The sequence below is a fragment of the Kitasatospora phosalacinea genome (genome assembly GCF_030268885.1).
Classification (GTDB): domain Bacteria; phylum Actinomycetota; class Actinomycetes; order Streptomycetales; family Streptomycetaceae; genus Kitasatospora; species Kitasatospora phosalacinea_C.
This window is the reverse complement of sequence record NZ_BSSA01000035.1, coordinates 1-22707: the sequence shown is the minus strand read 5'-3', so window position 1 is coordinate 22707 and position 22707 is coordinate 1. Positions and strand designations below refer to the sequence as shown.

At 70.3% G+C, this 22707-nt stretch carries 20 protein-coding genes; 13 read left to right on the top strand and 7 right to left on the bottom strand.

Annotation, left to right across the window (positions count from 1 at the left end; translation table 11 throughout):
- Positions 1–419 precede the first annotated feature (419 nt).
- Positions 420–1154 (top strand): AfsR/SARP family transcriptional regulator, encoded by a 735-nt coding sequence (locus QSK52_RS33655; RefSeq protein ID WP_285740036.1) that lies wholly within the window; start codon positions 420–422, stop codon positions 1152–1154.
- 90 nt (positions 1155–1244) lie between these two features.
- Here the strand turns inward: QSK52_RS33655 and QSK52_RS33650 are convergent, their stop codons facing one another.
- From QSK52_RS33650 to QSK52_RS33635, 4 genes are read right to left on the bottom strand one after another with little or no spacing between them, the layout of a single operon-like run.
- Positions 1245–1997 carry an SDR family NAD(P)-dependent oxidoreductase gene (locus tag QSK52_RS33650; RefSeq protein WP_388036817.1) on the bottom strand — a complete coding sequence of 251 codons (753 nt, stop codon included), beginning with the start codon at positions 1995–1997 and terminating at the stop codon, positions 1245–1247.
- Positions 1994–3256 (bottom strand): class I SAM-dependent methyltransferase, encoded by a 1263-nt coding sequence (locus QSK52_RS33645; protein WP_285740035.1) that lies wholly within the window; start codon positions 3254–3256, stop codon positions 1994–1996. The genes QSK52_RS33650 and QSK52_RS33645 overlap by 4 nt, the downstream gene beginning before the upstream one ends.
- Positions 3253–4281: a Gfo/Idh/MocA family protein gene (locus QSK52_RS33640; protein WP_285740101.1), complete on the bottom strand. Its 1029-nt coding sequence runs from the start codon at positions 4279–4281 to the stop codon at positions 3253–3255. The genes QSK52_RS33645 and QSK52_RS33640 overlap by 4 nt, the downstream gene beginning before the upstream one ends.
- An 8-nt stretch (positions 4282–4289) precedes the next feature.
- Positions 4290–5624 (bottom strand): NDP-hexose 2,3-dehydratase family protein, encoded by a 1335-nt coding sequence (locus QSK52_RS33635; RefSeq protein WP_285740100.1) that lies wholly within the window; start codon positions 5622–5624, stop codon positions 4290–4292.
- A gap of 297 nt (positions 5625–5921) precedes the next feature.
- Between QSK52_RS33635 and QSK52_RS33630 the strand changes: the two genes are divergently transcribed.
- The 3 genes from QSK52_RS33630 to QSK52_RS33620 are packed head-to-tail and all read left to right on the top strand — an operon-like array spanning position 5922 to position 9371.
- On the top strand, positions 5922–6863 hold the full coding sequence (locus QSK52_RS33630; protein ID WP_352230343.1) for an aldo/keto reductase: 942 nt from the start codon (positions 5922–5924) through the stop codon (positions 6861–6863).
- A gap of 31 nt (positions 6864–6894) precedes the next feature.
- Positions 6895–8160, top strand: coding sequence for a nucleotide disphospho-sugar-binding domain-containing protein (locus QSK52_RS33625; RefSeq protein WP_285740033.1), 1266 nt, complete (start codon positions 6895–6897; stop codon positions 8158–8160).
- Between the two features lie 20 nt (positions 8161–8180).
- Positions 8181–9371 carry a nucleotide disphospho-sugar-binding domain-containing protein gene (locus QSK52_RS33620; RefSeq protein WP_285740032.1) on the top strand — a complete coding sequence of 397 codons (1191 nt, stop codon included), beginning with the start codon at positions 8181–8183 and terminating at the stop codon, positions 9369–9371.
- Between the two features lie 21 nt (positions 9372–9392).
- On the opposite strand, the gene QSK52_RS33615 is transcribed toward QSK52_RS33620, so the two are convergent.
- Positions 9393–10535: a glycosyltransferase gene (locus QSK52_RS33615; RefSeq protein WP_285740031.1), complete on the bottom strand. Its 1143-nt coding sequence runs from the start codon at positions 10533–10535 to the stop codon at positions 9393–9395.
- A 224-nt stretch (positions 10536–10759) separates the two neighbouring features.
- On the opposite strand from QSK52_RS33615, the gene QSK52_RS33610 reads away from it, so the two are divergent.
- The 9 genes from QSK52_RS33610 to QSK52_RS33570 all read left to right on the top strand — a co-directional run bounded on the left by QSK52_RS33610 (position 10760) and on the right by QSK52_RS33570 (position 21318).
- Entirely contained in the window at positions 10760–11923 is a 1164-nt protein-coding gene (locus QSK52_RS33610; RefSeq protein ID WP_285740030.1) for a nucleotide disphospho-sugar-binding domain-containing protein, read from the top strand.
- Positions 11920–13449: an FAD-dependent monooxygenase gene (locus QSK52_RS33605; RefSeq protein ID WP_285740029.1), complete on the top strand. Its 1530-nt coding sequence runs from the start codon at positions 11920–11922 to the stop codon at positions 13447–13449. The genes QSK52_RS33610 and QSK52_RS33605 overlap by 4 nt, the downstream gene beginning before the upstream one ends.
- A gap of 66 nt (positions 13450–13515) precedes the next feature.
- Positions 13516–15981: an excinuclease ABC subunit UvrA gene (locus QSK52_RS33600; protein ID WP_285740028.1), complete on the top strand. Its 2466-nt coding sequence runs from the start codon at positions 13516–13518 to the stop codon at positions 15979–15981.
- Between the two features lie 38 nt (positions 15982–16019).
- Positions 16020–16640 (top strand): PadR family transcriptional regulator, encoded by a 621-nt coding sequence (locus QSK52_RS33595; RefSeq protein ID WP_285740027.1) that lies wholly within the window; start codon positions 16020–16022, stop codon positions 16638–16640.
- Between the two features lie 67 nt (positions 16641–16707).
- A complete protein-coding gene (locus tag QSK52_RS33590) occupies positions 16708–17670 on the top strand; it encodes an ABC transporter ATP-binding protein (protein ID WP_285740026.1) in 963 nt (320 codons plus the stop codon).
- A gap of 11 nt (positions 17671–17681) precedes the next feature.
- Positions 17682–18434: an ABC transporter permease gene (locus tag QSK52_RS33585; RefSeq protein WP_285740025.1), complete on the top strand. Its 753-nt coding sequence runs from the start codon at positions 17682–17684 to the stop codon at positions 18432–18434.
- A gap of 148 nt (positions 18435–18582) precedes the next feature.
- On the top strand, positions 18583–19545 hold the full coding sequence (locus tag QSK52_RS33580) for an ATP-binding cassette domain-containing protein (protein WP_352230342.1): 963 nt from the start codon (positions 18583–18585) through the stop codon (positions 19543–19545).
- An 11-nt stretch (positions 19546–19556) separates the two neighbouring features.
- A complete protein-coding gene (locus QSK52_RS33575; protein ID WP_285740023.1) occupies positions 19557–20312 on the top strand; it encodes an ABC transporter permease in 756 nt (251 codons plus the stop codon).
- Positions 20313–20562: 250 nt separating this feature from the next.
- Positions 20563–21318, top strand: a complete 756-nt coding sequence (locus tag QSK52_RS33570; protein WP_285740022.1) for a TetR/AcrR family transcriptional regulator C-terminal domain-containing protein — start codon at positions 20563–20565, stop codon at positions 21316–21318.
- A 104-nt stretch (positions 21319–21422) separates the two neighbouring features.
- Here QSK52_RS33570 and metF read toward each other — a convergent pair whose 3' ends face one another.
- The gene (metF, locus tag QSK52_RS33565; protein WP_285740021.1) at positions 21423–22394 is read right to left on the bottom strand and encodes a methylenetetrahydrofolate reductase [NAD(P)H]; all 972 of its coding nucleotides are present in this window, start codon (positions 22392–22394) and stop codon (positions 21423–21425) included.
- A 2-nt stretch (positions 22395–22396) separates the two neighbouring features.
- A partial coding sequence (locus QSK52_RS33560) for a vitamin B12 dependent-methionine synthase activation domain-containing protein (protein WP_285737751.1) occupies positions 22397–22707 on the bottom strand: 311 nt, incomplete at its 5' end.

Sequence of the window (22707 nt, the reverse complement as noted above, 5' to 3'; positions counted from 1 at the left end):
AATCCGAGGTTTCGCATAGGTGTGCAGCGGGTCGGACCAACTGGCCGAAAATGACCCTCATTCAGCGGGGGGGTGGCGAACCAATGAGAGGCTGTGACTCGCTCCGCGGAGTGGTCCGAATATTTGAGAAGCGAAGTGTGCGTTGAGCGGGTGCCTGCAGTGTGCGATCCGGGTGAAGGATGAGATCGCCCACGGCTTGTCATGGCACGGGCCCCGAAAGTGAGGTATCTTGCTTGAAGTCGGCCGGAGAATCGGATCAAGTCGAAGGGGCGGGGCCCGTGCCATTGCTTTAGAAGTTGCCCAAAAGGGTCCAACTTCTTATTTTGCCACCGAACTACTGCCCATCGGGGAAGGCGGAAAGCGAGATGGAAGCGCGGGTTCTTGGGCCGGTATCTCTCACGGCCGACGGCCGCACGGTCATGCCGAGCGCGCGGAAGACGAAGCAGGTGCTCGCGCTGCTCCTGCTCAACGCGAACCACCTGGTCTCGGTCCCGACGTTCATCGAGGAGCTCTGGGACGACAAGCCGCCGGCCAGCGCGATGACGACCCTGCAGACCTACGTCTTTCAACTGCGCCGCATGATCGCCGAAGCCGTCCCGGGCGTCGATCCCAAAGAGATCCTCGCCACCACTCTCAACGGCTACGTGCTCCACGTCCCCCCGGACTGCCTCGACCTCAACCGCTACGAGCAGGCCCGGACGCTGGGCCTGCGGCAGTACGCCGCCGGCCGGCTCCACGAGGCGGCCCACAGCCTGCGGACGGCCCTCGGGACGTGGAGCGGGCCGGCCCTGGCCGACGTCAAGACCGGCAGGCGCCTGGACAGCGAGGTCGTCCGCCTGCACGAGTCCCGTCTGACCGCCTACGAGACGTGCCTCGACGCCGAACTCGCCACCGGAGCCCACGCGACCCTCATCAGCGAGCTGACCGGCCTCACCTCGCAACACCCCATGCACGAGCCCTTCCACCGCCAGCTGATGCTGGCTCTGTACCGGGCCAGTCGCAGGCCGGACGCCCTGAGCGCGTTCCAGCGCCTGCGCACCACCCTGGTCAACGAGTTGGGGCTGGAGCCGTCGCGTGAGGTCCAGATGCTCCACCAGTCGATCCTCTCCGCCGACCCCGCGCTGGACCACGACCAGGTGCTCGTCCCGCGCTGATCGGTGTCAGGCCGGCAGGGAGCGGGTCCCGGCGCTTCCGGCGCGCGGGACCCGCTCCCTGCCGGCCTGACACCCGCACAGGGCGCCGAGTCAGCAGACACTCACCCCGCCGTCGACACGCACGACCGATCCGGTCAGGTATCCGGCCCCGGGGCCGCAGACCGTGTGGATCCACCAGGCGATCTCCTCCGGCTGCGCTGCGCGCCCCAATGGGATGCGCTGGTAGTCGCGCTTGGCGGACAGCGTCTCCTCCGACAGGCCGGACTTGGCCAGGGCGTTCGTCTCGGTCACTCCCGGCGCGACGGACACGACCCGGATGCCCCGTGCGGCGACCTCTCGTGCCCATGTCCGGGTGAGGAAGTCCAGGGCCACCTTCGTGCTTCCGTACAGCGAATTGGCCGGCCACCCGCGCTCCGCGGGGTTGGAGGTGACGTTGACGACGACCGAGCCGGGGCCCAGGTGGGCGAGCGCGGCCTGGGTCAGGAAGACCGGACCCAGCAGGTTCGTCCCGAGCTGTTGGACGGCGAGGTCCCGATCGATCTCCCCGAGCACCGCCGGCCTGGTGATGCCGGCGTTGTTGACCAGGACGTCGATGCCGCCGAACTCCCTGACGGCCGCCTGAACGATTGCCTGCGGCGCGTCGGCGGTCGACACGTCAGCCACGAAAGTCCGGATGCGGGGGCGCCCGTGCGCGGTCTCCTCCAGGGCGTCCCCCGTCCTGCCGACGATCAGGACCTGCGCCCCCTCATCGGCGAACAGCCTCGCAGTGGCCCTGCCGATCCCAGAGCCGCCGCCCGTGATCACCACGGTCCGGCGGCCCTGGTCGGCTGCGCGGTCGTTCACGCCTGGGACGGGACGACGGAGGGGGTCGGGTTCGGCAGGATGAAGCGCCCGCCCTTCGCGAGGAAGGCCTGCTCCTTCTTCAGGATCTCCTCGCTGTAGTTCCACGCGAGCAGGAGGTAGTAGTCGACCTCGTCGACCGCCACCTCGCTCGGTGCCCTCACCGGAATGTGCGTGCCCGGCAGCACCTTGCCCTGCTTGAACTCGGTGGTGTCCGAGCAGAACTCGAGGTCGTCCAGGCCGAGCCCGCAGGCGTTCAGCAGCGTGTTGCCCTTGGCCGGCGCGCCGTACCCGACGATCCGCTTGCCGTCGGCACGCAGACCCCGGATGAGCGACACCAACTCCTCCTTGATCGACGCGAAGTTCAGGGCGAACTGCTCGTAGGTTCCGTCCTTGTCCAGGCCGAACGCGCGCTCGCCCGCGATGAGCTCCTCCACGATCGGACGGGTTGCCCAGGTGCCGTCGGCCAGGCCAGCGAACACCAGGATCGACCCGCCGTGCACCGGGAGCCGCTCCACGTCGACGATCTTCAGACCGTGGCGCTCGAAGAGGGTCGCCAGGGTGCCCACGCCGAAGTACGACAGGTGCTCGTGGTAGATCGTGTCGAACTCGTTGCGCTGCAGCATGTCCACCACGTACGGCACCTCGATGGCGAACAGGCCGTCGGGGTCCAGCATGCTCCGGACGCCCTCGACCACGCCTGAGATGTCGTCGATGTGAGCGAACACGTGCCGGCCCAGGATCAGCCGGGGCGCCCCGTACTTCTCCTTGACCGAGGCGGCGGTCTCGACCGAGAAGAAGTCGGGAAGCGTCTCGACGCCCCGACGGCGTGCCACCTCCACGATGTTGAGCGCAGGGTCGATGCCGAGCGTGCGGATGCCGGCCTTCTGGAACGCCTTCAGCTGCGAACCCGTGTTGCTGCCGATCTCGACGACGAAGCTGCCGGCCGTCACACCGAACCGGTCCCCGCAGATCTCGACGACGCGCTGCATGTGCTTCGTCATCATCTCGGAGTCCGACGTGGTGTACGGGTAGGTCCGGTAGAGCACCTCCGGATCGACCACGTGGGTCAGACTCATCAAGCGGCACGACCTGCAGCAGATGACACCGAGGGGATAGCGCGGTTCGGCGTCGTACGAGTCGGACGGCTCGAGGAAGCTGTCAGCCAGCGGAAGGTCCCCGAAGGAGACGACCGGCTGCCAGTCCTGCCCGCCGCACACTCGGCAGGTCGTGACCTGTGTCGCGTTGCCTGTCGAAGTCATGTGATGGCCTTTCTCGTTGCTGTTGAGGTGGGCGGCTGCAAGGCGGTGCGCAGGGCGGACGTGGCGACCCGCTCCACGAGCTGTGCCTGATGCAGGAGGTCATCGGTGCAGGACACGGTGTCGCCGGAGTGGATGGCCGCAGCGAACGCCCCGAGCATCGCGTCGAACTGCCGGTCCGGAGCCAGGTGGTGAATGGTGCTCTGCCCGCCCCGGGTCAGCCGCATCACCGGTTGGAGGTCGTCCGGCGCGCTGTAGGCCCGGTCGAGGGTGATCGTCCCCTCGGACCCCCACAGGGTGTAGCCGCAGCGGTAGGAGTGGACGAACCCGAACGCGAGCTGGGCGGTGACGCCCTCCGGTGTCGTGAGCAGCGCGGCGCCGGCGACGTCGACGCCGTGCTCGCCGTCCGTGCGCAGGACGGCTCCGGCCACGTCCAGGGCGTCGCCGAGCAGCAGGCGGGCAGCGCGGATCGGATAGACACCGGCGTCGAAGAGGGCGCCTCCGCCCAGCTCCGGGAGGTAGCGGATGTCGTCGGCGGGGAGCGGCGGGAAGGCGAACTCGGCGGACATGCCGCGCAGTTCGCCGATCGCCCCCTCGGCCAGGAGGGTGCGTACGTGCGCCTGTTGCGAGTGACGCACGAAGCCGAAGTTCTCCATCAGGACCAAGCCGCGTTCACGCGCCAGGGCCACCAGCGCGGCGGCTTCCGCGGCGGTGGAGCACGCCGGCTTCTCCACCAGGACGTGCAGCCCCGCCTCGAGGCTCGCGCGGGCCCACGGGGCGTGCAGCGCCGCGGGCAGCGGGATGTACACCGCGTCGAGATCGTCGCGGGTCAAGAGCTCCTCGTAGCCGGTGACCGGCTGGCAGGCGAACTTCTGTGCGAAGGCCTCCGCCTTCCGCGCCGTCCGGCTGGCCACGGCCCGGAGCGTGAAGTCCCCCACCCTCGCCAGTGCCGGAAGCGTGCGGCGTCCGGCGATCTCCGCGCACCCGAGGACCCCGAGGCGGATGGGTCGCGCGGCCCCTGTTCCCACCGACGCCCTCACCAGATCGACTGCAGGCAGGCGATCAGGCTGCGCGCCTGGACGTTGACGTAGTGGCTGTGCTGCAGCAGCGCCACGAGCTGCCCGACGGTCATCCACCGGAAATCCTCGTGCGGAGGGACCTCGTGGTCGACTTCCACCACCATGTAGCGGCTCAGCACCTGGTAGAACCGCCCGCCCTCCTCGGACTGGGTGACGCCGTACCGGACCTGGTCCGGCGACGCGGAGAGGATCTCCTTCAGGTAGGGCTGGTACCCGGCCGTCAGGGGGGAGCCGTCGCTGTCGGGGATGAACTGGACGGTGGGACCCAGCTCGATCGCGTCGGCGAACCCCGGTTCCACGCCGGCGTGGACGAGGACGTGGACCACGCCTTCGATCCGCCTGGCCAGGAAGGCGATGGTGCCCTCGGCCCGGGTCCGCAGAAGCGGCTGAGTCCACTGGGTGACTTCGCGGCTCCGCGCGCTCACCGACACCGCGACGATGCTGAAGTCGTTGCCGGACTCGTGCCGGATCTCATCGCGGGTGGTGACCCACCCTTCGATCGCGCCCAGGGGGATCCGCTCGCTCACCAGGTCCGCCCGCGCCTTGACGTCGGTGAACCAGCGCAGCAGCTCCGGCAGGTCGTGCGCGGCCGGCGCGTCGCCGCGGAGCGAGGCCAGCAGGGCCGCCCGGAAGGGGCTCGCGCCACCGGACGGGGCCGCCTCGCTCGCCGCGTCGAGGGGGATGCAGGCCAGCACCGTGCGGGTGTCCATGTTCACCAGGTCCTCCGCCTGGAGCAGGTGCCGCACCTGGCCGATGGTCAGCCAGCAGTAGTCCTCGTGCTCCGGGACGTCCTCGGTCACCTCGACGACCATGTTGCGGTTCCGCTTGCGGAAGAACCACGACCCGTGCTCGGACAGCAGCACGTCCACGAGGACCCGGCCCTGCCGGGGGCCGGTGAAGTACTCCAGGTACCGCACGGCGCCGCCGCGGTGCACCCCGGTGTAGTTGCTGCGAGTCGCCTGGACGGTGGGGGAGAGCTGGAAGCCCTGGGCGTTGCCCGGTTCGGCCTTCGCCTGCATCAGACAGTGCAGAACTCCGTCGATCTCCTTCACGAGGATCCCGAGAAATCCGATCTCCGGCTGGTTCATGATCGGCTGGTCCCAGGTGGCGGCCCCGTCGCCCCCGAGCCTTGCGCGCACTCCCTCGACCGAGAAGAAGCGCCCGGTCTCGTGCACCAGGTTCCCGGTGCCGGGTTCGAATCCCCACCGTTTCAGGTCCGCGAGGGGAATCAGCTCCACGTCCATGCGGACCGCCTCGCGGCGCTGGGCGAGCCACTGCCAGAACTCGTCCATCGACAAGGACCCGTCCGTCTCCCGCGCGGAGGCGGCGAAGCGGGCACGGTCCGCGATGCCAGTGACCCCGGCAGTACGGTGAGGGCTCACGAATGCCTGGGACAATGGGATCTCCGTCGCGTCGAACTGAGGTGTCCTGCCGGTCCCGAGCTTCGAATCGGACGGTAGAGGCAGGCTCGAACCGCGCTCTAAGGTGGCGTCGTCCCGGATGCTGGATGAGCCTTCGAGCGGACTTCGACCGATGCGGCACACGGTGACCGCGTGGAGTTTCGAAAGCTTGGACGCAGCGGCCTGTCCGTGAGCGAGATCGTCTACGGGAACCTTCTGTATCCCCAGGACGACACCCCCGACGAGACGGTCCTGGCATGCATCCGGGGCGCTCGGGACGCGGGCGTGACGACCTTCGACACCGCCGACATCTACGGCATGTTCCGCTCGGAGAGCCTCCTCGGGCGCGCCCTGGCCGGAGAGCCCAGGGAAGAGCTCGTCCTGTGCACCAAGGTCGGCATGCCCACCGCCGGCGGCCCCAACGGACGCGGCCTGTCCCGCAAGCACGTAATGGAGTCGGTGGACGGGTCGCTGCGCCGGCTGCGCGTGGACCACATCGACGTCTACACCGCCCACCGGTACGACCCGGACACACCGCTCGAGGAGGTCATGTGGACCTTCTCCGAGCTGGTGCGCGCCGGGAAGGTCCTCTACGTGGGGATGTCCGAATGGCCGGTGGAGTCCATCGTCGAGGCCGCCGCGCTCGCTCGGGAACTCCACGTGCCGCTGGTGAGCCACATGCCCCGCTACTCGATGCTGTGGCGTGTTCCGGAGGCCGAGGTCTTCAAGACCTGCGACGACCTCGGCATCGGCCAGATCAGCTACTTCACCCTCGAACAGGGCGTGCTGACCGGCAAGTACCTCCCCGGGGCCGACCGGCCGGCCGGATCGCGAGGCACGGCCCTCAAGGGCGGCCGCGGTCCGCTGATGCGGCGTTGGCTCGATGCCGACGACGCGCTCACCCGGGTCCAGGAGCTGGCACCACTGGCCGGGGAAGCGGGACTGAGCATGGCGCAGCTGGCCATCGCCTGGGTGCTGCAGCACGCGAGCGTCGCCGGCGCGGTGATCGGGGCATCGGGCCCCGAGCAGCTGCGCCACAACGCCCAGGCGTCGGGATGCCGGCTCGATGCGGACCTGATGGCCCGCATCGACCAGGTCCTGGGCGCCGACCTCATCGTGCACAGCGAATGAAGCCGCAGCCGATCGGAAGGACGTAGGGCTGATGCGGGTACTGTTCACCACTTTCCCCTGGCACTCGCACCACTTCCCGATGGTCCCGATCGAGCAGGCATGCCTGGCCGCGGGCCACGAAGTACGAGTGGCCAGCACACCGGCCCTGCAACCCATCGCGGCCGCCTCGGGTCTGCCCTTCGTCCCGGTCGGACGCGACGTGAACCTGGCCGCGCTGTCCAACGACCGCAGCCGCGCCGCCTGGCACCGCCAGGAGCGCTGGCCCCAGGACTGGCCGATCCACCCCGAGCTGCTCAACGACGACCAGTTCGCGATGATCGAGAACCTCGGACGGATGCAGGCCGTCATGGCGGACGCCATGCTGGACGACCTGCTGGAGTACGCGCGCGCGTGGCGCCCGGACCTCGTCGTCCACGATGCCGTCACCCTCGCCGGACCCGTGGTCGCCTCCGCGCTCGGCATCCCCAGCGTCAGCCATCTGTGGGGCACACCCGGCCCCCAGAGGATCGAGATGCGTCGCTTCGGATCCGAGCCCATCCCCGAATACGCCGCACTGTACGAACGCGTCGGGGCTCCACTGCGCGCCGAACCGACCGCCTGGCTCGACCCCTGCGCCCCCGGGACGAGGTACGAGATCGGCCCGACCTGCCGACAGGTGCGCTACGTCCCCTACAACGGTCCCGGAGTGATGCCGCTGTGGCCGCTCGAGCCGCGACGCGGCACCCGGATCTGCGTCACCTGGGGAGCGACCAGCACCGCCCTGCGCGGAGACTCCGTGCTCGACCTGGTGTCCCAGTGCATCCGAGCGGCGACCAGCATGGCCGACGAGGTCGTGGTCGCCGTCACCGACAGGGCCGTCGAGGGCCTCAAGCCCGTGCTCGCCGACGATCGCGTCCGCCTCGCGACGAACCTCCCCCTGCACCTCTTCATGGGCACCTGCGACCTGGTCGTCCACCACGGCGGTGCCGGCACCAGCCTGACCGCCGCCCTCGCCGGAGTTCCCCAGCTGGCGATCACCGCCCGGCCGGAGCCCTCCGTCAACGGTGCGCGTCTGGCCGCTGCCGGAGCCGCCCAGCACTTCCTGACCCACGAAGTGCCCGCAGGAGAAGACGGCGTCCGCCTCCTGCGCGGTGAGATCGCCGAGCTGATGGGTTTTCCCGGCTACCGATCCGCCGCCAGGGAACTCGCGCAGGGCATCCTCGCGCAGCCCACGCCTGCGGCGACCGTGGCGGAGCTCGAGTCCGTCGCCCGCGGTGGGCAGCTGCTTCCCTCCGCGGTCCCCCTCGTGCACCACTAAGACCCAAGGAGACGGAGATCGTGCGAGTTCTGGTAGTCACTTCCCCCTGGCCCACCCACTACTTCGTGATGCAGCCCCTGGCCGGCGCCTTTCGCGCAGCCGGCCACGAGGTCCTGATCGCGGCGCAAGCCTCCATGAGCGACCTCGTGACCCGGTCGGGCCTGCCCATGGTGGCCATCGACGGCGACGTGGACCTGGTCGGGATCCGTCGGCGGACCCTGTCCCGGGAACTGCAGGCGCGCGAGAAGCCGGCCCAGGCCGCGGGGGGCGAAGGCAACGAGGTCTTCGACTCCTGGCGCGAGGCGACGCTCTCGAACCTGGACAGCGTCGTGGAGTTCGCCAGCGCCTGGCTGCCCGACCTCATCGTTGCCGACACCATGAGCCCCGCGGGCCTGGTCGCCGCCCGTGTCCTGGGCATCCCGGGCATCCGGCACCTGTGGGGATGGGACTTCCTCGGGTCGGTCGAGGGCGAGAAGCTCCTGTCGGCCCTGCCCGGCTTCTACGAGCCCTACGAGCGCTACGGCCTGAAGGTCACCGGTGACCCCGCGACCCGAACCGTCGACCCGTGCCCGCCGAGCCTGCAACCGCCGGGTTCGCCGACCCGGATCTCGATGCAGTACGTCCCCTACAACGGTCCCGGCAGCGTCCCCTCCGGGCTCCCGCCACGCGCCGAGGGGCGCCCCCGCATCTGCCTCACGTGGGGTCGGTCCATCACCCGGATCATCGGCGACAAGGCGTTCCTCCTCCCGCAGATCATCCGAGCCGTCGACGGGATCGACGCGGACTTCGTGGTGGCGATCGACCCCGCGGACCGTGACGGCCTCGGCGAACTCCCGCCCAACGTGGTGGCGCTCGACGCCCCGCCCCTGCACCTGCTGCTCGACACCTGCGACGCGATCGTCCACCAGGGCGGTTCGGGAACGGTCTACAACGCGATCCGCTACGGCCTGCCGCAGCTCGCGATCACGCACATGGCCGACCAGGACAACATCTCAGCGGCCCTGGAGAAGAGCGGCGCCGGGATCCACCTGCGGAGCGAGGAAGCGACCGCGGAAGCCATCCGCCGGGCGGTCGCGCGACTCGTCGACGACAGCGGGATCGCCCACGCGGCCGCCCGGCTCCGTGCCGAGATGCTGTCCCAGCCCGCTCCCGCCCAGGTCGTCGCGGAACTCGAACAGCTCGCCGCGTCGGCCAGCCGACCGCGGGACTGACCCGGAGCCGGCCGCCCGCCGTCAGCCCCAGCGGGCGGCCAACTCCTCGGCCACCACGATCGGCAGAGGGCGCCCCTCCTGTTCGGCGGCGACCTTCGCCGCCCGCGCCCGCCACGAATCGTCTCCGAGCAGATCGCCGAGAGCCTCCGTCACCGTGTCGGCGTTCAGGGCCGAAGGCTCGATGCAGATCCCCAGGCCTGCGGCAGCCACCCGCCTCGCGTGCTCAGGGGCGTCGGCGACCGGCAGCTCGACGACCAGCTGCGGAACCGCTGCCGCCGTGGACATCATCGTGACCCCGGCGCCGCCGTAGTGCAGCACCGCCGCGCACGCCGGCACGACCAGGTCCATCGGCAGCCAGCCGGCCGCCACCACGCCCGGGGGTACGGGCGACAGCTGTGCCGCGGTGGCCCGGTCCGTCGCGATCGCCACGTCGACACCGAGCGTCGGCACGATCTCCGCCAAGCGCGAGGTGAGGTCGAGCATCCCCTCCGGGTTCACCTTCGGCAGGATGCTCCCGAACGTCAGGCACACCAACGGCCGATGCCGCGGTTCGTCCAGCCACTTGGGCAGCATCGCAGGGCCGGCGACCGACACGTACCGCATCGCTGTCGCGGGCACCCCCTTCCGCTGAAGGCTCGGCGAACAGAAATCCAGGCGCTCGTCGGGAACCGGCAGGCTCCCCAGTCCGAGCCGTTCCAGCTCCGGTGCCAACTCCTCCTGCGCTCCCACCGCGAACAGCGGATCCGGCCAGACGCCCCAAGCGTGCTCGACCACCGGAATGCCCCGTCGGGCCGCAGCCAGACGCCCCGCGTACTCGACCGGGTCGACGACGACGAGATCCGGCTTCCAGCCGGAGACGATGCGACTCATCCCGTCCAACAGGTGCGCGCCCAGCCTGCCCCAGCCACGTCCGCTGCGCAGCACCCGCTCCTCGGCATCGCCGTGGTACGGCACCGGGCGTCCCTGCCGGTCGCGGCCCATCACGGCTTTGAAGTCCACAGCGGGGAGCGACGCCACCGGCAGCCCGCGTTCGCAGACCTGACCGGCGAAGTCCTCGGTGGCCGCGGCCAGCACCTCGTGGCCGGCGGCGCGCAGCGCCCAGGCGAGCGGAACCATCGGGTTGAAGTGCCCGAGCATGGGGGTGCTGCACAGCAGGACGCGCATGAGACATCCCTTGCGTGGTGCGTCGGGTGCGGGGCGCCAGGCGCTTCGCCGGATGGGAGAAGGCTCCCCACCGCGGATCGGACCGGACTCGAACCGGGCTCGACATGACGGACGAGCGTGACTCGGTCCTCCCTCGAGCACCCGCCCGTAGCGTCGGACCTGCTCCGGCGACCACGTTGCCGGACCCAAGGTCGGCGTCCGGCGCAGAAACGCGGGGGAGAGTCATGCGGGTCCTGTTCGTCTGCTCGGTCTCGGCCTCCCACCTGATCCCCATGGTCCCGCTCGCCTGGGCGCTACGGGCGGCGGGCCACGACGTCCGCGTCGCCTGTTCGGCGGACTCCGCGCCCGGCGCGCTCGCGACGGGCCTGACGGTCACCCTCGTCGGCGGCGACGGGGACTTCGCCGAGAGCCACCGGCGCAGCGTGTCCGAGACCAGTGAGCAGCACGGCCATGGTGGAAAGGACCACCTCGTCAACCTGTTCGCCCGCAGCGCGCGGGACATGATGGACGGCCTGTTCGCCGTCGTCGACAACTGGCAGCCCGACGCGGTGGTCTACGAGCCCGTCGCCTTCGCCGCCGAAGTTGTCGCGGCCGCCCGCCCCGTCGTGACGTTCCGCCACCTGTGGGGTCCCGACCTGCTGGCCACCACCCCCGGGCAGTGGCTCCGCCACCGGGTCCACGAGTCCCTGGCGGACGAGTTCCACGCCCGCGGCGCGGCGCCCGCGGACTTCCACGACCGGTTCGTCATCGATCCCTGCCCGCAGGACCTGCAGCACCTCGGGGCCGGCACGGCGATCCCCGTGCGGTACGTGCCCGTGGACCGGCCGGGTCCGGTACCGCCCTGGCTCATAGGCGTCTCGCCCGCCGACCGGATCTGCGTGACGTGGGGGACCTTCGGCGACGCCATGCCCAACGGCCACCCGTTCGTCCGCATGCTGGAGCGCCTGGCCGGCATCGGCAAGGAGATCCTGCTCGTCGTCCCCCCGGCGGACCTGGAGCGACTTCCGCAGCTTCCCGAAGCCGTGCGCCCCGTCACCGGGGCTCCGCTCCACGCGGTGCTCCCCGCCTGCTCCGCGATCCTGCATCACGGAGGGGCGAACACCATGCTCGACGCGGTCTCCCGCGGCATCCCCCAGCTGGTGGTGAGCGACACCTTCGAGCGGTCCCTGAACGGCGAGCGCCTCGCCGCCACGGGCGCCGGAACCCACCTGACGGCTCGCCAGGCCGACGGCCCCGCCGTCGAACGGGCCGTAGTCGACATGCTCGCCTCGCCGCAGTGGGCCCTGAGGGCCGAGGCGCTGCGCGCCCAGATGGCGAGCAGGCCCAGCCCCGCCGAGGTGGCCTCCGTCCTCCAAGACCTCAGCGCAAGGAAGGCAGCACTCAAGTGACCACAGCGGACAAGCCGGTGGAGACAGACGTCGTCGTCGTTGGCGGGGGGCCCGTGGGTCTCATGCTCGCCTCGGAGCTGCGCGCCGGGGGCGTGCAGACGCTGGTGCTCGAACGGCTACAGCAGCCGGCCGGACACGACCGGGCCGGAGCGCTCCACATCCGCACGGTCGAGAGCCTCGACCTCCGCGGCCTGCTCGGGGGCTTCCTCGAGGACACCCAACTGGCCAAGGGACTGCCGTTCGCCGGCATGTTCGAGCACGGCCTCGACTTCTCGGCGCTGGACACCCGTCACCCCTACAGCGCCATGGTGCCGCAGTCGCGGACCGAGGAGCTCCTGGCCGAACACGCCAGTGCGCTGGGGGCACAGGTCCGGCGTGGCCACGAGGTGGTGGATCTCAGCCAGGACGAGGACGGTGTCGAGGTCACGGTCTCCACCGCGGAGGGGAGCTACCGCGTCCGTGCCCGTTACCTCGTCGGCTGCGACGGTGGGCGCAGCACTGTGCGGCGCCTCGCCGGCGTCGCGTTCCCCGGCACCGAGGCGACCGTGAGCGCCCTCATAGGCTACGTGACCACGCCCGAGCGGAACGTACCGCGTCAGTGGCAGCGCACCGCCGACGGTGTGCTCGTGCTCGCTTTCCCGCCCGAAGGCGGCATGGGACGGGTGGTGGCGATCGAGTACGGGCGCACGCCCCCTGCCGGGAGCCCGCCCGTCACCCTCGACGAACTCAGCGAGGCGGTGGAGCGCGTGCGCGGCGAGCGGCTCGCCCTCACGACCCCGGTGCAGTGGCTGTCCCGGTTCGGCGACGCCACGCGTCAGGCCGAGCGTTACCGCACCGGACGCGTCTTCCTCGCCGGTGACGCGGCCCACGTGCACTTCCCGATCGGCGGGCAGGGCCTCAACACGGGTCTGCAGGACGCCATCAACCTCGGTTGGAAGCTCGCCGCGCGGGTGCGCGGTTGGGGATCGGAGGAGCTGCTCGACACCTATCACGAGGAACGGCACGCCGCCGGCGAACGCGTCCTGCTCAACACGCGGGCACAGCTCGCACTGATGCGCCCGGACGAGCAGCACACCACCCCGTTGCGGACGATCATGAACGAGCTCCTGGCCTTGGGCGAAGCGAACGCCTTCTTCGCGGGGATGATCAGCGGCGTCTCGGTCCGGTGCGCGGGCCTGCCGACCGGGCCGGCTGAAGCCGCCCACCCGCTGGCGGGGTCGTTCGCCGGCCAGCTCACCGTCGTGACCGGCCGTGGGGTCGGGACCCCGCTCGCCGAGTTGCTCCGCTCCGCCCGCCCGCTCGTCGTGGTTTCCGGAGACCGTCCTGAGCTGTTGGAGACCGCCCGGAGCTGGCGGGACAGGGTCGATCTGGTCGAGGGGCGGGTGCCGGAACGGCCCGAGGCCGCGATCCTCGTCGTTCGCCCCGATGGCTATCTCGCGTGGGCCGCGGGTCCGGGGAGCGACCCGGCGCGGTTCCGCAGCGCCCTGGCGCGGTGGTTCGGGGATCCGACACGACTTGAGGAGTGACAGTCGGATCCGTATAGTCGGGAGCGACTGATTAGTCGGAACCGACTATGCGTGGGGAGAACAGCAGTGACCCAGGGCACGATCGACGTGGTCGGAGCACGCACGCACAACCTTCAGAACGTGTCGGTGGCCGTGCCGAAGGGCAAGATCGTCGCGTTCACGGGCGTGAGCGGCAGCGGGAAGACCTCCCTGCTGATGGACACCATCCACGCCGAGGCCCAGCTGCGCTACCTCGAGGGCATGAGCCCCTTCGTCCGCCAGTTCATGACCCCCCGCGACCGCCCACAGGTCGACCGGGTCGACGGGCTGCCCCCGACCCTCGCCGTCGACCAGCGCTCGCCCAACCGCAGCCCCGGATCCACCGTCGCCACCATCACCGCCGCCGATGACTACCTGGGCCTGCTCTTCGCCAGCCTGCCCCCGCTGGGGCCCGACTGGGACGGCAGCATCAGCCGGGTCCTGAAGCCCTCGCAGTTCAGCCCCCGCAACCCCGATGGCTGCTGCTCGGTCTGCTCCGGCAGCGGCCAGCACGCCGCAGCCGAACCGGCCCTGCTCATCGCCCGACCGGAACTGCCCCTGCTCGACGGCGCCTCGGCCTGGTTCGCCGACGCCCGCGAACCGGACAGGGCGCTGCTCGCCGAGCTGGCGCGGCTGCACGGGGCCGACCTCAACGGGCCGTGGGCCGATCAGCCTGCCGGTTTCCAGAGGGCCGTCCTGCACGGCACCGGCGCCGCCATGGTGAACGTCGTCTACGACACCACGATGAAGAAGAGCGGAACGACCATCAATGTCCGCAACCACCGTCAGTGGCCGGGGGTCATCGCCGAGGTCGAGCGCCTGCACGCGGCCGCCCCCACCCCGGCCGCGAAGGAGCGGTACAGCCCCTACATCCGCAGCCAGGTCTGCGCGGAGTGCCAGGGCACCGGCCTGGGGCTGATCGCCCGCACCGTCACACTCGGGGGGAGCCGTCTCGGCGAGGTCCTGGCCAGCCCCATCAGCGAGGCCGTCCTGTGGGCCGAGCGCCTCTCGGGAGAACTCGGTCCCACCCAGCGCGAGGCCGCCCAAGCCGTGCTGCCCGGACTGCTCGCACGGCTCCGCCTGATGCAGCGGCTCGGCCTGGGCCACATCGGACTCTCCCGCAGCGCTCCGACGCTGTCCGGTGGCGAACTGCAGCGCGCGAGGGTGGCCGCCCAACTGTGCACTGCCCTGTCCGGCGTCGCCTTCGTCCTCGACGAACCCTCGGCCGGCCTCCACCCGGCCGACAAGCAGCAACTGCGGCTCCTCCTCGAGGAACTGCGCGCGGCAGAGAACACGATCCTGATGATCGAGCACGACCCCGAGCTGATCAAGTGCGCGGACTGGGTGATCGACATCGGTCCCCGCGCCGGCCGCAACGGGGGACAGCTCGTCGCGGAAGGCTCGCCGCAGGTCGTCGCCGGCGTCGCCCGCTCCCTGACCGGACGCTACCTCGCCGACCACGGCCACCGTGTGCACCGCACGCCGCGGGCGCTGCGCGCGGACCGGCGCCTCGTGCTCACGGACGTCTCCGTGAAGACGGTGCGCGCGGAGCGCGTGAGCGTTCCCCAGGGAGCGCTCACCTGCCTGACCGGCGTCAGCGGCAGCGGCAAGAGCACACTGCTGATCGACGGGTTCGCCCAGGCGGTCCAGGCCCGGCTGGACGGGAAGCGTCCCTCGGGGGTCGGTGCCGTGTCCTGGGACGCCGACCTGGACTGGGTCAGCATCGTGGACCAGGAGCCCATCGGGCGAACCCCCCGGTCGAACCCGGCCACCTACACCAAGGCGTTCAACCTGATCCGAGGGCTCTACGCGGGTACCGACGCCGCACGCCGCCGTGGACTGACCGCCTCCGACTTCTCGTTCAACTCGGCAGGCGGCCGCTGCGAGGTCTGCGCCGGCCACGGGGTGCGCCAGGTGGACATGCACTTCCTGCCCGACGTGTGGGTGACCTGCGAGGCCTGCGAAGGCCGCCGCTTCGAGCCCCAGGTCCTCGGCGTCACGTGGCGTTCCCGGGCGATCGACGAAGTCCTCGACCTGACCGTCGACGAAGCGGTCGACTTCTTCGACCTGCCCGCCCTGCAGGCGATCCTGCGGGATCTGGTCCGCGTGGGGCTGGGGTACCTGCGGCTGGGGCAGAGCGCGACGGTCCTGTCCGGAGGCGAGGCCCAGCGGCTCAAGCTCGCGGCCGCGTTGAGCCGCACGGGCAAGCGGCCCGGCCTGGCCGTCCTCGACGAGCCGTTCACCGGACTGCACCCCGCGGACGTGCAGGTCCTCGTGGAGGCCCTCGACAGCCTGGTCGCCCGCGGCAGCACGGTGATCCTGGCGGAGCACGACCTGCACGTGGCGGGCGCCGCCGACTGGATCGTGGACCTGGGCCCGGGGGCCGGTGACAAGGGCGGCCGGATCCTGCACGCCGGAACCCCCGGCGACCTGCGGGAATCCGGTTCGGGGCCGACCGCCGACTACCTGCGCTCGATCAGCAGCCTCATCTCCGTCGGCAGTCCTGTTGGATAGATTATTCGGATCCGACCAACCAAGACGCGGAGGGCACGATGGCAAAGAGAAGGCCGGTCTCGAATCTGCTCGGTCTCGCCGTGCTCGGGCTTTTGACCGAGCAGCCCATGCACCCCTACGAGATGGGCGCGACACTGCGCGAGCGCAAACTGGACGGCAGTTTCAAGGTGCGAACCGGCTCGCTCTACGACGTGGTCGAGGCACTGCAGCGAGTGGGCTGGATCGCGGCCGACACCACGGAGCGCGAAGGGCGGCGTCCCGAGAGGACCGTCTACTCCCTCACCGAACTCGGACAACTCGAGTTCGCCCAGTGGCTGGACGAACTCGTCCGCACACCGGTCAAGGAGTACCCGAGCTTCCTCGCCGCCGTCAGCTATCTCGGGGCCCTCGGGCAGGAGCGGGCCGTACAGGCACTCCAGGAGCGCGTCTCCGTGCTCGACACCGAGATCCGTGGGATCCAGGCGACCCTGGCCGAAGCCGAGCGCCAACACGTTCCCAGGCTGTTCATCATCGAAGCCGATTACGCGGCAGCGATGGCCACCGCCGAGCGGGACTGGTGCCTCCGGATCGTCCGCGAGATGGGCGAAGGCACCCTCACCTGGCCCGACAGGCCGGAGCCGACCAGGTCCGCGCTGGCGTCCGCGGGCGGCTCGTCGTGAATGCAGCAGCCACCGCGTCCAGCGCCGACCAGCGGTACCAGGACGTCAACGAGGAGGAGTTATCACGATGATTCAGGTCAGAGGGCTGACCAAGACGTTCTCCTCCAAGAAGGGGAACGTGACAGCCGTCGCGGGCGTCGACTTCGAAGTCGGGGCCGGGGAGATCGTCGGTTTCCTCGGCCCCAACGGGGCCGGCAAGACGACCACCATGCGCATGCTGACGACGCTGCTCAAACCGAGCGGGGGCAGCGCCGTCATCGCGGGACACGACCTGCTGCGCGCCAGCGGAGAAGTCCGCAGGACGATCGGCTACGTATCGCAGACCGGGGGAGCCAAACCCGCGGCGATCATTCGGAACGACATCGTTCTCCAGGGCCGGCTCCACGGCATGTCCAAGAGCGAGGCCCACGCCCGGGCCGACGCCGTGCTGGCGGAATTCGAGATCGAGGACCTCGCCGAGCGAACCGCGGCAACCCTCTCGGGCGGTCAGCGCCGCCGGGTGGACATGGCGCTCGGCCTGGTCCACCGACCGCCGGTGCTCTTCCTCGACGAACCCACCGCCAACCTCGACCCGCAGAGCCGGGCCCTGGTGTGGTCACACATCCGGCGGCTGAGGGAGGAGCACGGCACGACCGTCTTCATCAGTACGCACTACCTGGACGAGGCAGACAACCTCTGCGACCGCGTCCTCATCATCGACCGGGGGCGCGTCGTCGCCGAGGACACCCCGGAGCAGCTGAAAGCGGCGATCGCCCACGACACCGTCCAGATCGACGTTGCCGACGCCGTCGACCGGGCCGTGGAGACCCTCGCCCGCGTCGACGGAGTGCACAGTGTGAGCGCCGACGGCAACAGCCTCTCGCTGGCCTGTGACCAGGCCGACCAGAACCTCAGCGTTCTCCTGCGCCAACTCGACCTGGCCGAGGTCCGCGTGGAGAGCGTGCGCGTCGTCAAGCCCTCGCTCGACGACGTTTTCATGGCAATCACCCACCGGGGCCGGACCGAGGCCACCGAACACGCCCACGCCTGAGGGAGACCGTCATGCACACCATCCGGGACGCGATGATCGTCTTCCGTGACGAGGTATCGGCTTCACTGCGCAACCGCGTCGGGATCGCCATCGGGCTGGTCCAGCCCTGCGTGTACCTCTTCCTGTTCGGGCCCCTGCTCACCAAAGCCCTGCCTTCCCAGGGAGACAACGCCTGGCGCATGTACATCCCCGGGCTGCTCGTGCAGTTGGCCCTGTTCACCACCGCCTACGCCGGCTTCAACCTCATCCCCGACATGCGCTCCGGGTACCTCGAACGGCTTCGGGTGACCCCCGCCAGTCGGCTCGCCCTCCTGCTGGGCAGGGTCCTGCGGGACCTGGTCCTCCTGACGATCCAACTCCTCTGCATCCTCGCCCTCGGCCTCGCCTTCGGGCTGCGGGCCTCGCTCCCCGGCGTCCTCGCATCAGCCGGCTACGTGCTGCTCCTCGGCATCAGCCTGGCCTCCCTGTCCTACATGCTGGCACTCAGGCTCCCCCTCGAATACCTCTTCGCCCCGGTGCTCAACGGCATCTGCCTGCCCCTCATGCTGCTCTCCGGGATCCTGCTCCCGATGACCTTCGCCCCTGGATGGCTGCGCGGGATCAGCGACGCGAACCCGCTGCGCTACGCGGTCGACGCGATGCGGGACCTGTTCGACGGTCGCTTCAGCACGCAGCCGGTCGCCATCGGCGCCCTCGTCGTGATGGCCCTCGCCGCCCTGTCGATGCGGCTGAGCACCCGCGTCTTCGGCCAGTACAACAGCTGAACAGCTGACCGGACGCCACAGGCCCGCCGCGCCGTTCGCGCATCCGACCACCCGACCCGCCCACACCGCCTGCCCTCACGAGTGCACGGCGGCATCAGACACGCGCTCATGCAGCAGCTCGAACCCCTTAGGAGCCGATGTGCACTCGGTGCAAGTACAAGACCTGACCAAGACCTACAAGACCAAGAACGGCCTCGTCGAGGCGGTCGCCGGCGTCAGCTTCGACGTCGCCCAGGGAGAGATCGTCGGCTTCCTCGGACAGAACGGTGCCGGCAAGACCACCACGCTGCGCATGCTGACGACACTCCTGAAGCCCACCTCGGGCAGCGCCCGAGTAGCCGGTCACGACCTCAGCACCGACGCCCAGGGCGTGCGCCGCAAGATCGGGTATGTCGCCCAGTCCGGCGGAACGTCGCCCGCGGCCTCGGGGCGCAGCGAGCTGGTCCTCCAGGGTCGGCTCTACCAGATGAACCAGGCCGACGCCGTCCGGCGAGCCGACCAGCTCATCCAGGAGTTCGACCTCGAGGACCTCGCCGATCGGCCGACCGTGACGCTCTCCGGGGGGCAGCGCCGACGGCTGGACATCGCCCTCGGCCTCACCCACCGGCCCGATGTCCTCTTCCTCGACGAACCGAGCGCAGCCCTGGACCCCCAGAGCCGGAGCCTGCTCTGGGAGCACGTCCGCAAGGTCCGCGAGAACTACGGGACCACCGTGTTCCTGAGCACCCACTACCTCGATGAGGCGGACGCCCTCTGCGACCGCGTCCTCATCATCGACAAGGGCCGAGTGGTCGCCGAGGACAGCCCGGAGAACCTCAAGGCCCAGCTCGGATACGACATCGTCACCATCGAACTCGCCACCGACGCGGACCGTGCCGAAGCCGTCCTCGCCCAGCACCCCGCAGTCCAGGAGGTCAAGGCCCAGGCACAGGGCCTACGGCTGACGGTCGAGCACAACGACCGGGTCCTCCTGCAGTTCCTCCGCACCCTCGACGAGGCGGGCATCGAGCCCCTGTCCATCCAGGTCGAGCGCCCCACCCTGGACGACGTCTTCCTGTCCATCACGAACCGCTCCATCAACCTGCCGGGCCAGCAGCCCATGAATGTCTGAGAGAGAACCCCATGCAGATCATCAGCGATTCGGTGCTGCTCTTCCGCCGGCACCTCGACACGACCATGAAGAGCAAGATCAGCATTCTGATCGGCATGGTCCAGCCCGTGCTGTACCTGCTCCTGTTCGGCCCGATGCTGGAAAAGGCCCTCCCCGACGCCTCCGGCAGCAACGCCTGGCAGATGTACGTGCCGGGCCTCCTCGTCCAGCTCGGCCTGTTCGGCGCCGGGTACGCCGGGTTCAACCTGATCCCCGACATGCGCGCCGGCGTGATCGAGCGCATGCGTGTCACCCCCATCAGCCGCCTCGCCCTCCTGCTGGGGCGAGTCATGCGGGACGCGGTCGTCATGCTCATCCAGGCGGTCATGCTCACCCTGGTGGCGGTCGGCTTCGGACTGCGGGCCCCCCTCGTCGGCGTCGTGGGGAGCTTCGTCATGGTCCTCGCGCTCGCGATCAGCCTGGCCTCCATGTCCTACCTGCTGGCCCTGAGCCTGCCCACCGAGTACCTCTTCGCCCCCGTCGTCAACACCGTCGCCCTGCCCCTGCTGCTGCTCTCCGGGATCCTGCTGCCCATGACCTTCGCCCCGGGCTGGCTGTCCGTGCTCTCGCACTTCAGCCCGTTCCGGTACATCGTCGACGGCATGCGCGACCTCTTCCTCGGGCACTACGCCACGCGGTCCGTCCTCGAAGGCGCCATCGTCGCCGGCGTCCTCGTCGTCGGCTCGCTCGCACTCGGCACCCGGAAGTTCGTACAGGCCAACTCCTAGGCGCGCGTTGCCGGCGCCCGGCCCCGGCCGGGCGCCGACCGCAGGAGCGCCGCCGGCCGATGCTCCCGTCCGCGGGCCCGTCGGCCTGCGCTGCACCACGAGCAAGAGCCCACATTGAGAGTGCCTCGAGCAGACTGGGCCATCGTCCAAGGGCACAGACGACGCGCGGCCCGTCCGCCCGACCGCCCCCGGCGACGGCCCGGGCGTCATGCGGGCGTTGACGCGCACCCCGACCGATAGGGAGTGGGAGATGGCGGCCGACACCGAAGAACCAGCCTTCTACGAGACACTGATATGGTCCGAGGCCGAGCCCGACGGCGACCTTCTCGATCCGCCGCTGAGCAGGGCAGACGTGGTCGCCGCGCTGCTGCGGATCGCTGACGGAGAAGGGCTGCCCGCGGTGTCCGTCGCCCGTCTGACGAGCGAACTGGGGCCGGCGGGACGATCCGTCCCCAGCCACGTCCGATACCTCGGGGACCTGGAGGACCTGCTCATCGACGGCGTCCTCGCCGAACTGGTCCTGCCCGAGCCGAAACCCGGACAGTGGCAGGCCGACCTGCGGACCGCGGCCCTGGAACTGCGCGCGGCGATCGCCCGCCACCCGTGGTTCCCGTCGCTCACCTTCCGCCGACCGCTCTTCGGGCCCCATGCGCTCGACTGGCTGGACCACATCATGACGGTGGCCGAGGGCGCCGGACTCCCCATCGCCGAGGCGGCCGCCTACGCCGGCATCGTCACGGGCCACGTCCTGGGCGCCGCCATGTGCGAAGCCGAGGAGCGCGAGATGCAGCGCAGGCGGGCCGGCGACCGGACCAACCACGAAGTGCACAACGTGCTGCAGGAGTTCCTCGGCGGCATCGTCACCAGCGGACGGTACCCGGCGTTCTCACGGTTCCTCCAGGCCGGCGCCCAGCACCTGACACCGGACGAGAGCTTCGAGATCAGCCTCGACGCACTCCTGGCCGGACTGGCCCTGCGAGCCTCGGGGCGGACCACCACGGAGTGAGGCCGCGCGGACCAGCTCCCCTGTCCGGCGTCCGACGTCACGCCGGACAGGGGCGTCTTGGTCGGCGCCCGACCGTCGGGCCGGGTCAGCGCCTGCTCGGTGCGCTACCCGTACTCCTCCAGGCGCTCGCCCCTCCGGGCGGAGACCGGCACGCCCCCCAGTTCCTCGGGGGGCGCCGTCCGGGCCGGCTGTTGGTCCAGCCCGAGAGCCCGGTAGATGTCCAACGAAGCAGCTGGACGGTTCAAGGTGATGAAGTGCAGGCCGGGCGCGCCCTCACGCAGCAGCACCTCAGCCAGGCCGGTCGCGTGCTCCACCCCGATGCGGTGCGAGGCGGCGGCGTCATCGCGCGCCCGTTCCAGTTGCTCCGCAAGGGCGGAGGGAAGTGTCGCACTGCTCAGTCGGGCGAACTTGCGGATCTGCTCGAAGTGCGTCGCCGGCATGATCTCGGGAATGATCGGGGTCGTGCATCCCGCCGCCGCCACCCGGTCCCGCAGCCGCAGGTAGTCCTCGGCCCGGAAGAACATCTGTGTCACTGCGTAGTCGGCGCCTGCCCGGCACTTGGCCACGAAGTGCCGCAGATCGCTCTCCCGGTCGGGGGAACGAGGATGCCCCTCGGGGAAGGCCGCGACACCGACGGTGAACGCCCCCCACCCCTTGATCAGCTCGACCAGTTCGGCGGCGTAGCGGACCCCCTGGGGATGCGGGTGCCACACCCCCTGCGGGTCGCCCGGCGGATCGCCCCGCAGCGCCAGCACATCGCGAATCCCCGCATCCGCGTAGCGGCGGACGATCGCCCGTAGGTCGGTGACCGAATGCCCCACCGCGGTCAGGTGCGCGACCGGACGGAGCGTGGTCCCCGCGACGATGCGTTCCGTTGTGCTGATGGTCTGGTCGCGGGAGGAGCCGCCGGCGCCGTAGGTCACCGAGACGAAGGCGGGCGCGACCGGCTCCACGCGCCGCAAGGCCGTCCACAGCCTCCGGTCACCGGCCTCGTCCTTGGCCGGGAAGAACTCGAAGGAGATGCTGCGCTCACCCGAACCCAGCACCTCGGGCAGGCTCCGTGGATGTCTGCGCATGTCTACCTGGCGTTGAAGTACTTGGCTTCGGGGTGGTGGACCACGATGGCGTCGGTCGACTGCTCGGGGTGCAGTTGGTACTCCTCGGAGAGGATCACGCCGACCCGCTCGGGCTTGAGCAGCTCGGCGATCTTGGCCCGGTCCTCCAGTTCGGGGCAGGCGCCGTAGCCGAGCGAGAAGCGCGCGCCGCGGTACTTGAGCGCGAACATGTCCCGGACGTCCTGCGGGTCCTCGTCGCCGAAGCCGAGCTCGTAGCGGACCCGGGCGTGCCAGAACTCGGCCAGCGCCTCGGCGAGCTGGACGGACAGGCCGT

Bases quoted from the DNA above. Each gene is read 5' to 3' on its own strand.
- QSK52_RS33655 (WP_285740036.1), top strand. From the start codon at position 420: ATGCCGAGCGCGCGGAAGACGAAGCAGGTGCTCGCGCTGCTCCTGCTC.
- QSK52_RS33645 (WP_285740035.1), bottom strand. From the start codon at position 3,256: ATGACTTCGACAGGCAACGCGACACAGGTCACGACCTGCCGAGTGTGC.
- QSK52_RS33635 (WP_285740100.1), bottom strand. From the start codon at position 5,624: ATGGACGAGTTCTGGCAGTGGCTCGCCCAGCGCCGCGAGGCGGTCCGC.
- QSK52_RS33625 (WP_285740033.1), top strand. From the start codon at position 6,895: ATGCGGGTACTGTTCACCACTTTCCCCTGGCACTCGCACCACTTCCCG.
- QSK52_RS33615 (WP_285740031.1), bottom strand. From the start codon at position 10,535: ATGCGCGTCCTGCTGTGCAGCACCCCCATGCTCGGGCACTTCAACCCG.
- QSK52_RS33610 (WP_285740030.1), top strand. From the start codon at position 10,760: ATGCGGGTCCTGTTCGTCTGCTCGGTCTCGGCCTCCCACCTGATCCCC.
- QSK52_RS33595 (WP_285740027.1), top strand. From the start codon at position 16,020: ATGGCAAAGAGAAGGCCGGTCTCGAATCTGCTCGGTCTCGCCGTGCTC.
- QSK52_RS33590 (WP_285740026.1), top strand. From the start codon at position 16,708: ATGATTCAGGTCAGAGGGCTGACCAAGACGTTCTCCTCCAAGAAGGGG.
- QSK52_RS33585 (WP_285740025.1), top strand. From the start codon at position 17,682: ATGCACACCATCCGGGACGCGATGATCGTCTTCCGTGACGAGGTATCG.
- QSK52_RS33575 (WP_285740023.1), top strand. From the start codon at position 19,557: ATGCAGATCATCAGCGATTCGGTGCTGCTCTTCCGCCGGCACCTCGAC.
- QSK52_RS33570 (WP_285740022.1), top strand. From the start codon at position 20,563: ATGGCGGCCGACACCGAAGAACCAGCCTTCTACGAGACACTGATATGG.
- metF (WP_285740021.1), bottom strand. From the start codon at position 22,394: ATGCGCAGACATCCACGGAGCCTGCCCGAGGTGCTGGGTTCGGGTGAG.